Here is a 9,787-nt window from a genome sequence, read left to right as displayed (position 1 = left end):
GCCCAGATACCGAGTGGCACACCGATGGCCATCGAGGCGGCGGCGGCGGCAACCACCAGCACCAGTGTCTCTACCGTCTGCTTCCAGAGGTTCTGGTTGAGGATGAACAGCAACCCGAGAAAGACAGCCACCGCCAAGCCTCTCGATCGCTGCAGATAATAGGCAAGCAGTGCAATCAGCGCGATGAGAAGGACCGGCGGTACCAACAGCAGCGTGTCGACCACTCCATCGAGCAGGAAATTCAAGCCGCCGGAGAGGCCGCGGAAGAAGGTGTTGAAATTGTCGGTAAGGAAGGTGAAGAACGCTTTGCCCCACTCGCCTATGGGGATTTTATAACTGACAAAGAATTTTGAAATCGGATCCATCTTGCCCCTCTTTGGCAGTCGCCGTCCTTGCCGGACGGTCATCTTGTCACAGGATATGAAAAAGGGCAGCCCTTTCTACAGTGACTGCCCTTCTTGATCGGTCACGCCGAACGCAAGACCTGCTCAGCTTCCGAGCGCAGTCTTCACGGCTGCAGCGGCGTCGCCGCCATCGAAAGTGGTCACGCCGGCAATCCACGGAGCAACCGCGTCCGGATGCTTCTTGAGCCAGTCGGTCGCAGCCGTATTGGCGTCAGCGCCCTTGAGGATCGCGTCCATTATCTCGCCTTCCATATCGAGATTGAACTTCAGGTTGGCGATGAACTTGCCGGCATTCGGGCACTCGGTGGTGTAACCCTTGCGCACATTGGTATGGACAGTGGCGGCGCCGAAGCCGCTGTCGCCCATGCCATCGAGATAGGTGATCTTCATGGCACCCATCACCGGATGCGGCGTCCAGCCGAGGAAGGCGATCCATTCATTGCTCTTCATCGACTGCTCGGCCTGCGTCAGCATCCCGGCCTCCGAGGATTCGACCAGCTCGAAGCCTTCGAGGTTGTCTTTCGGGTTCTTGATCATGTCGAGGATGATGCGGTTGCCGTCATTGCCGGCCTCGATGCCATAGATCTTGCCGTTGAACTTGTCCTTGAACTTGCCGATATCGGTCAGCGATTTCACGCCGGCGTCAGCGACATAGGTCGGCACGACGATACCGTAGCCGGCGCCGGTCAGGTTGGTGCTGATCGTCTCGACCGAGCCATCGGCGGTATAGTCCTTGATGTCGTTGGTCATCGACGGCATCCAGTTGCCGAGGAACACGTCGAGATCCTTGTTCTTCAGCGACGCCATGGTCACCGGCACCGACAGCTGGATCGTCTGCGGCTCATAGCCGAGCGCGGTCAGCAGCACGGAGGCGATGCCGGTCGTCGCCTGGATGTCGGTCCAGCCGACATCGGAAAGGCGCACCGCCTTGCAGCTCGCCGGATCGCCGGCAAAGGCAGCGCTGGTGGACAAAAAAGCCGCCAGACCGAGGCCGGCGACGAAAGAGTTCATACGCGACATAGACAGTCTCCCATTGTGATTCTTTGGCGAAGCGTAGCTACGGTTTCTATGCCCGCCTTGTTTCGTCAGCCAAACACCATTCTGGTGTGGTTTCAAGCATTAAGACAATCGCGATCAACGGCGCGGGCTGGCCAATCAGCGACACATCAGGCGCTTTTGCCATGCCGGACGGTTTTTTCGAAGACGGGCCGGCTTTTTCAGGGGAATGCGGGCGACCGCCCCTCCCCGTATCAGGGCAAGTCGGCTTAAAAGAGCGGCATGGCCAAGCTCTACTTTCACTATGCGACCATGAACGCCGGCAAGACGACGATGCTCTTGCAGGCCTCTTACAATTATCGCGAGCGCGGCATGGGCACGATGCTGTTCGTCGCCGGCCACTACCGCAAGGGCGACACCGGCCTGATCTCGTCGCGCATCGGCCTGGAGACGGAAGCCGAGATGTTCCGCGATGGCGACGATCTGTTCGCCCGCGTCACCGAGCATCACGCGCATACGTCAGTGCATTGCGTCTTCGTCGACGAGGCGCAGTTCCTCGAGGAGGAGCAGGTCTGGCAGCTCGCCCGCATCGCCGACCGGTTGAACATCCCGGTCATGTGCTACGGCCTGCGCACCGATTTCCAGGGCAAGCTGTTTTCCGGCTCGCGCGCGCTGCTGGCCATCGCCGACGATTTGCGCGAAGTGCGCACCATCTGCCGATGCGGCCGCAAGGCGACGATGGTCGTGCGCCTCGGCCCCGATGGCAAGGTGGCTCGCCAGGGCGAGCAGGTGGCAATCGGCAAGGATGTCTATGTCTCGCTCTGCCGCCGCCACTGGGAGGAAGAGATGGGCCGCGCCACGCCAGACGATTTCATCGGCTTTATCAAAGGCTGACTCTGTCTCTTGGTTATTGGAGCAATTCCAGGGGAAGCGCTATGTGCTTTCCCTGGAATTGCTTCGGGCTCACACGGTCGAGACACGCCGTCTTGGAAACCGCCAGCCAAGCCGCACACCAAGCGTTGCCAGCGCAATCAGTGCCATGCCGGCTGCCTGCGCCGGTCCGAGCGGATGCCCATAGATAGCCCAGTCGACGATGATGGCGACGACCGGGTAGATGAAGGTGATGACGCCGATCACCGGTGTCGTCAGGCGTGGGAAGGCCGAATTCATCAACACGTAGGCGATGCCAGTGTGCAGCACGCCGATGCCGAGCAGCCAGCCCCATGATGCAGGCGCAATATGTTGGCCGACGCCGGCGAACGGGGCGAGCATGACGACCCCCACCACCGTTTGGCAGAGTACCGTGATTTCGGCGCGCTGCTGGCCCAGGCCTTTGGCTAGGATCGTTGTAACGGCATAGAGCAGTGCGCCGCCCAGCGTCAGCGCAATGCCCGGCACCCAGTTGGCATCGGCATGACCGTGCGCGAAAACGAGGCCGCTGGCCAGCACGACGCCGAGAAACGCACCGAGCATCCACAGCAGTTGGTCGGGCGAGATGCGTTCCCTTAGGAAAACCACGCCGATCAGGACCACGAAGAACGGCTGGATATGGTAGATAATCGTCGTCGTGGCGATCGACGTCATGGCGAAGCCGGCGAAGAAGGCTGTCCAGCTCAGCACCATGCACACGCCGGCAAGTGCTGCAAGGGCAAGCCGGGACGGCAACAGCGTCCGATCCGGCAGGTAGCCGCGCAACAGGCACCATATGAGAAGGAAGATCGCGCCGAACACACATCGCCAGAAGACGACGGTGACGGGATGCAGCCCCGATTCCGTGGCGAAGGCGCCGACCGTGCCTGCGATCACCATTGCCAGAGCAAGGCTCGCGGCCGGGAAGCGGGCTGTCGAGGCGTCCGTCATGTGGTGGTTCCCAGCGATCCCAACCATCTGGTCACTGGCGCCACCTTCAAACAAGCGAATAGATTTGGAATGATCTATTCGATATGCTGATAGCACCATGGCCACGCCACTCGATCTCAACCTGCTGAAAACCTTCGTCGCCGTCGTCGAGAGCGGCAGCCTTTCCAATGCAGCACCTCGGGTCGGCCGCAGCCAGTCGGCGGTCAGCATGCAGATGCAGCGGCTGGAGGAGATGGTCGGCAACCAGCTTCTGGTGCGTGGTCCCAGAACCGTCACTCCCAATGCGATCGGCGAGGATTTCCTGATCTATGCGCGCCGGTTGCTGAAACTGTCGGATGAAGCCTGGGCAAGCGTCACCCGGCCCAAGGAGACAGGCAGCGTCCGCTTGGGGGTGCCCGACGACTATGCCGCCTTCCTCCTGCCGCCCGTGCTCTCACGATTCGCGGCGGAGCATCCCCTGGTGACGGTGGAGTTGATCTGCGAACAGTCGACCGCGCTGGTGAAGACGCTGGCGGAGGGGCGGCTGGATCTGGCGATCATCACCCGCTTGCCGGAGCAGCCGCTTGAGGTGATCCGGCTGGAACGCTTCGTCTGGGTCGCCTCGCCCAACCATGTCGCCTGGGAGGCCGACCCGCTTCCGGTCGCCTTGTTCGAACCGGGCTGCTCCGCCAGGATGAATGTCCTGCAGGCGCTTGGCGATGCCGACCGCTCCTATCGCTGTACCTATTCAAGCGCCTCTCTGCTTGGCCTGATCGCCGTCGTCCAGGCCGGGCTCGCGGTGGCTGGCCTTGCGATGCGCAGCGTACCGCCATCGCTGCGCATCGTCGGCGGCAATGAAGGGCTGCCGGTGCTGCCGGACCTCGAAATCGGCATCCTGCGCAACCCGCTGTCGACGACCCAGGCGGTCGAGCGGCTGAATGATTTCCTGCGCCGCGATCTGGCACAACAGGCCTGACTCGCGGGCCTGTCTTCCGCAATCCCGCCGCGATGCAGCGTTTGTTAAAGCCTCGGTACTATAAGGCCGCCAGCCAGAACTCTCCGGGGGCAGCATGTTTCGAGCCGCTTCGTCCGCCAGCATCCTTCTCCTTGCCAGCTCGCTTGTGGCCCATGCCGGCGGCGACCCGGCCCTGGGCAAGAAGGCCTTCAACCGGTGCATGGCCTGCCATGAAGCAGCCACCGACCGCGACAAGGTCGGTCCGCATCTGTTGGGCGTCGTTGGCCGCACCGCCGGTAGCGCCGAGAGTTATCTTGGCCGCTATTCCGAGGCGATGAAGAGTGCCGGCGCCGCCGGCCTGGTCTGGGATGAAGCCAATCTCGCCGAGTATCTCAGGGCACCCAAGCTGAAAGTGCCCGGCAACAAGATGGCGTTTGCCGGCCTGACCAAGGACGACGACATCGCCAATGTCATCGCCTATCTGAAAGCCGATCCCAAACCCTGAGCCGCTGTTCGCCAGCTCTGTAAAACCGGCTTTCTCGTCGCATATCGCGGCCGCGATTGCTTCGGTGGTTTGCCCAATACAAAGGCATCCGTGCGCCTTCGCCTTGCCGCATGAAAGTTCAATGACAGCTGAACTATGGCTGGTCGGCAAGCTAATCACGCTAAGCCCAAGCCTTCACTGGCTTTCAAGACCCTGACGAATTTTTTTGTTTTCACGCCGCCCTTGTCTTCACGTCTTTCAATCCCCTGATGCCCCACATATATTCGCCGCTGTTCGCGACCAGCGACGTCATGCCGAAGCGGGAGGCCCCAATGGCGACATTGCAGAATTTCGACGCCGAAATTGCCAAGACCAAGCAGGTCGTGCAGGACATGCGCTCCAAGATCGAGCAATCCGGCACCATGCTTGATACGCTTGCCACATCAGACAAGAAGATCGGCGACGCCAATTTCGACCTCGAGAACGCCCGCATCGAGGATGTGCTGAAGCAGCAGAAGGTGATGGAAGGCAACATTGCCGACCTGATCATCGGGCTGGAGGACGCCACCAACGTCTTCGGCGCCGAGTTCGAGAGCATGAAGAACTACACCGGCTGGGAAAAATTCATTGGCATCTTCTCCAGCCAGAGCAAGCAGCGCATGCGCACCGACCGCGTTCGCAACATGTCGCTGGCCGGCAATCTGCAGGAACTGCTGGTCAAATCCGACACCATCGTCGGCATATTGAAGGCGCAGAAAGAGGTTCTCGACCAACGCTACAAGACCTCGGAAACCAGCCTGTCGCAGGTGATCGAGCGCCGCAAGACCACCATGACCAACCTCGAAGCCGTGCAGAAGCGCATCGAGGAGCTCAACCCGATGCTGCTCGACATCGAAAACAAGATCGCCGCTTCGACCAGCCAGAAGGACCGCACGCAGCTCGAAGGCGAACGCTCCAAGCTGGCGACGGAATACAACGAAAAGCAGGCCAAGGAGCAGGAACTGCTGGCCGAGAGCCAGACGCTCGAGCGCTACACCTCGATGTTCCAGACCTTCGTCGATTCGCTCAACAACCAGATCGCCGCGCAATCGACGCTGATCAACAAGCTGACCATCGATACCGAGCAGCGCATCGTACTCTACAAGGCGCTGGAAGATTCGCTGAAGACCGCAGCTCAGCAGGACGTCGCCCACAAGATCAACACGCTGGGCAGCCAGGTCGACAACACCGCCGAGGAAACCATGGCCGGTATCGGTGCTGCTTCGCAAAAGCACATCGGTGACCTGCTTGAGATGCACGAGAAGAACATGGTCGCCACCGCCGATATCCAGCGCCGCAAGAAGCTGGCCGACGATGCCTTCGCCCGCCGCTTCGACGAGGTGCTGAAGAAGCACAATTCGGCTAACTACGTGCAGTCTTAAGGGTGACAGCACTGCCCGCGAGCGACCAGGCATGACCCCCGAAAACGAAGCGGCGGCACGGTATTTTTCCGCCATCACGGCCGCGCTCAGCGGCCTTGAAGTGTTCATGCGCGACGATCGCTCGCCGCTCTACCGGCACGGCATCGTCGCCAAGATCGTCGCCGAACACATCGCCAGGCTCGACAAGTCGTTTTCCTGCTGGCGCAACCGGCTCGGCTTCATGGACACATTCCGCATTTCGCGCGCCGAAAGCGGATTTCCGGTGTTCCAGAACCTGCTCGAACTGGAAAACGACCGACGCCAGGCCGACGCGCGGCTTGCCAACATTCCGCTCGCCGGCGAGTTGCGCGAGGAAATGGCCGACTTCATCCTGCGCCACAAGGAATTCCCCGCGGCGCTGCAGAAGTCGATAGCCGAGCGGCTTTATCTCGAGGACGTGAAAAGCGAGAACACGTTCGGCCCGTTCACCCTGGCGCAAACGGCCAAGGTCTCGGTCAATCCGAAGACGGGGCGGCCCTATTATCTCGTCCACTGGGCGACGTTCGACGGCAGCGCCAACCTGCCTCTGGTCTACATGGTGACGGTGGAGGATTCGTCCGAAACGATGATCCGCCAGCTCGTCGACAGAAACGGCAAGCTGAACGAGACGATCGACATTCCTCTGCCGGTCGATGGCCTGCTCAATCCCGAGCTTGCCCACCGTTTCGACGATTTCACCGAGAAGAACTCCGCCTACACGCTGTCGCCGGCGACCATCGCGGTCAATCTCGACAAGGATTTCGAGCCGCTGCATCCCAAGCAGCTGCGCCGCGTCGTGCTCGGCCCGTTCTATTCGGCTGGCATCACCGACAACAATTCGACGGTGACCGAAGTCCTGGCCAAGGTGCGCAAGCCCGAAAATGCCTGGCTGCTGACCTGGACCATCCAGGAGGTCTATTCCAAGGCCGAGAAACCCGGCCGCAAGGGGCTGTTTTCCAGCGAGAAGACGACGCAGGAATTCTTCATCAATACCGACGATCTGGAAGCCGCGCGCCAGGGCGTGTCGAGCTACGAAAACCATGCGCTGATCCCGCACGAGGCCTATCAGGCGCTCTACGCCGCCGGCGAGGCGCAGAAGATCTTTGCCGGCTACAAGGTTCACATTCTGTCGAACGGACAGGTCATCTCAGACGTCTGACCGTCACACCACGGAGCACCCTTCATGGATACCGGCCTGACCACCATCCCGGAAGCCGCCATCGAGAAGCACCGCGCTACCGCGCAGAGCTTCATCACCCGTGTCGTCGTGCTGGAGGACCCGTCTAGCTCCTCCGGCACAGCACTTGCCGGCACCAATCGCCGCTTCGTTTCGACCGTCTCGGTCGGTTCGGTGCGCCGCACGCGCGAGGTCGAGCTGTCGAAGACCGTCGGCGCCGTTCATCCCGACGACCAGCTGCTGACCATCCCGCAGCACACGCTGTTGTTTCGCGCCCGGCGCGGCACGGCGATCGCGCTGGCAATATCGGACGTCTTTGCCGAGGGCTCGGACCTTGAAAGTCTGCAGGCCAAGAACACCCGCGCGCCGCTCGAGGGCGACGAGGCGTCCACCTTCAAGAAGCTTCTGTCGGCCTCGGCTTACATTTCGGCCTTCAGCCTCGCCTCCTACCTGTTCCAGCTGATCGACAGCGACGGCGAGGCGCCCAACGATAGTCCCGAACCGGACTTCCTGTTCGACACGCCGCAGGATGCGGTGAAGTCGATCCTGGCAGGCCTCGACAAGGCGATCTCGGGATCGTCCGACGACGCCGACCTGATGACAAGGGCGCGCGCCTTCGCCCGCGTCGCCATCGACGGGCTTCTGGCCCGCAAGGGCCGCTTCGACGGCATCGGCCCGTTCGAGAACGCGCATATCCGTATCGATGCCGACGATTTCACCCTCGATGGTTTCGACGTCGCGCCGGGCAAGCGTTCAAAACCGCTGGTGATGACATTCAAGAAGCCGGAAGAGGTCGTCGGCAACCACATCGCCAAATACCAGTCGGTCAAGCTCGCCAAGATGCTGATGGCCTACGACTTCGAGCGCGAACTCAATCCGTTCGTCGAACTCGGCGGCTTCCTGTTCACCTTCATCGGCGACGGCGCCCCCGGCACCGGCAAGACGACGCTGATCCAGATGATCGCCGGCCTCGTCAACGGCTATTGCCAGGTCGCCGGCTATCCCTTTGCCTACGAGAATTTCGGCGTCGACCAGATCTCGTCCTATCAGGGCAAATCAGGCCAGAACTGCCGCCAGTTCATCAACAATGTGCTGAACCCGCGCGTCATCGGCTTCGGCACCATCGACGACATCGACCAGGTGGCGGCGCGCCGCTCAGACGACCGCGCCTCGGCCGGCCAGCAGGAAATCACCGGCGTCTTGATGGATGCCTTCGCCGGTGCCGCGACCGTGGTGCGCGGCAACTGCTCGTTCGGCATGTTCTCCAACTATCCCGAAAATGTCGACGACGCGCTGCGCCAGCGCGCCGGCGCCCGCTGGCTGGTCGACGGGCCCCAGAGCCGCAACGACTACATCGACATTTTTGTCCTGCTGGCGGGAAAAAACCACAAGATCCCGCTCGGCGACCACGATCTCTACGCCGCGCAGGAAATCCAGCGCGCCGTGACCGAAGCCTATGAGGAGCACGAGAAGCCGCAAGAAGACGGGCTGATGAAGGTCTACGAACGCTACATGAAGGAGAACGGCGCGCCGAAATCGATGGCCGACATCGGCACCTATCTGCACCTGATCAAGGATGCCGAGCCCCGCTTCACCGGCCGCGCCATCAAGAACGTCACCGACGCCATCAAGATGCGCGCCATGGACATCGAGCTTCCCGACGACTGGTTCGAGAAGCCGGAAGTCTTCATGCACAAGGGCTACGACGAGAAGAAAGCGATGATCGAGGAACTGCGCGGGCCGTTCTCGATGGACATGGTCATGCAGGAGATCAACCGCTATGCCGACTCGGAGTTCCGCTATTCCGACAAGTCCGACGACTCCGCCGTGCAAAAGCTGCTGCGCGACGCCCGCCTGCGCGAGCGAGCCGCGCGCGAGATGGAGGAGATGAAGAAAAAGGGGCTATGGAATGCGTGAGCCTGGCACCTCTTCCTTCTCCCCGTTCACGGGGAGAAGGTGCCCGAAGGGCGGATGAGGGGCAGCGCTGTGCGAGGCAGTAATGAGCCAAAGGTAGCAAGGGCCCGGCAGCTTCGGAAAGTCGAGAATGATGCCGAGGAATGGCTGTGGCACGAAGTGCGTGGAAGGCGGCTGAATGGCCACAAGTTTGTCCGTCAGCTCCCGGTCGGCCCATATTTCGCAGACTTCGCCTGCCGTGAGGCTAATCTGGTTGTGGAAGTCGATGGAAGTCAGCATGCAAATCGGCCCCACGATCGATACAGGGATGAGACGATGAACAGGAACGGCTGGTCGGTGTTGAGGGTTTGGCACGCTGATGTTTTGACGAGCCGTAAGAGCGTGCTGGATACGATTGTTGCTGCGCTGGATGGTCGACTCGATCGGAAAATGATTGCTGTCGATGTGAAGTTTTTGCCAGCTTCAACGTCGGAGGAAAGATGATGAGCGTCTGCGCCGCCCCTCGTCCGCCCTTCGGGCACCTTCTCCCCGTAAACGGGGAGAAGGTGCCCGAAGGGCGGACGAGGGGCGGCGCAGACG

Annotated in this window: 9 protein-coding genes and 1 pseudogene; 7 read left to right on the top strand and 3 right to left on the bottom strand. The window is 61.3% G+C overall.

Annotated features, from left to right (window positions below; translation table 11 throughout):
- A pseudogene (locus EN893_RS07710) lies at positions 1 to 365 on the bottom strand (choline ABC transporter permease subunit); the annotation flags it as partial.
- A gap of 123 nt (positions 366 to 488) precedes the next feature.
- The gene (locus tag EN893_RS07705) at positions 489 to 1,424 is read right to left on the bottom strand and encodes a choline ABC transporter substrate-binding protein (RefSeq protein WP_127266554.1); all 936 of its coding nucleotides are present in this window, start codon (positions 1,422 to 1,424) and stop codon (positions 489 to 491) included.
- Positions 1,425 to 1,682: 258 nt separating this feature from the next.
- On the opposite strand from EN893_RS07705, the gene EN893_RS07700 reads away from it, so the two are divergent.
- Positions 1,683 to 2,294, top strand: a complete 612-nt coding sequence (locus EN893_RS07700; protein WP_127266553.1) for a thymidine kinase — start codon at positions 1,683 to 1,685, stop codon at positions 2,292 to 2,294.
- A 69-nt stretch (positions 2,295 to 2,363) separates the two neighbouring features.
- Here the strand turns inward: EN893_RS07700 and EN893_RS07695 are convergent, their stop codons facing one another.
- Positions 2,364 to 3,260 (bottom strand): DMT family transporter, encoded by an 897-nt coding sequence (locus EN893_RS07695; protein ID WP_127266552.1) that lies wholly within the window; start codon positions 3,258 to 3,260, stop codon positions 2,364 to 2,366.
- Positions 3,261 to 3,357: 97 nt separating this feature from the next.
- Here EN893_RS07695 and EN893_RS07690 point away from each other — a divergent pair, with 97 nt between their 5' ends.
- The 6 genes from EN893_RS07690 to EN893_RS07665 all read left to right on the top strand — a co-directional run bounded on the left by EN893_RS07690 (position 3,358) and on the right by EN893_RS07665 (position 9,691).
- Complete coding sequence (locus EN893_RS07690) at positions 3,358 to 4,215, top strand: LysR substrate-binding domain-containing protein (RefSeq protein WP_128361468.1); 858 nt, start codon at positions 3,358 to 3,360, stop codon at positions 4,213 to 4,215.
- A gap of 94 nt (positions 4,216 to 4,309) precedes the next feature.
- On the top strand, positions 4,310 to 4,699 hold the full coding sequence (locus tag EN893_RS07685; RefSeq protein ID WP_127266550.1) for a cytochrome c family protein: 390 nt from the start codon (positions 4,310 to 4,312) through the stop codon (positions 4,697 to 4,699).
- Positions 4,700 to 5,010: 311 nt separating this feature from the next.
- Positions 5,011 to 6,099: a hypothetical protein gene (locus EN893_RS07680; protein WP_127266549.1), complete on the top strand. Its 1,089-nt coding sequence runs from the start codon at positions 5,011 to 5,013 to the stop codon at positions 6,097 to 6,099.
- Between the two features lie 31 nt (positions 6,100 to 6,130).
- Entirely contained in the window at positions 6,131 to 7,276 is a 1,146-nt protein-coding gene (locus EN893_RS07675; RefSeq protein ID WP_127266548.1) for a hypothetical protein, read from the top strand.
- Positions 7,277 to 7,300: 24 nt separating this feature from the next.
- A complete protein-coding gene (locus EN893_RS07670) occupies positions 7,301 to 9,211 on the top strand; it encodes an ATP-binding protein (RefSeq protein ID WP_127266547.1) in 1,911 nt (636 codons plus the stop codon).
- Positions 9,212 to 9,280: 69 nt separating this feature from the next.
- Complete coding sequence (locus tag EN893_RS07665) at positions 9,281 to 9,691, top strand: DUF559 domain-containing protein (RefSeq protein WP_127302072.1); 411 nt, start codon at positions 9,281 to 9,283, stop codon at positions 9,689 to 9,691.
- Positions 9,692 to 9,787: the final 96 nt, after the last annotated feature.

The organism is Mesorhizobium sp. M7A.F.Ca.CA.004.04.2.1 (genome assembly GCF_004022825.1).
Lineage (GTDB): Bacteria > Pseudomonadota > Alphaproteobacteria > Rhizobiales > Rhizobiaceae > Mesorhizobium.
The sequence above is the reverse complement of the archived record's forward strand: the minus strand, read 5'-3'. Positions and strand labels throughout refer to the sequence as shown.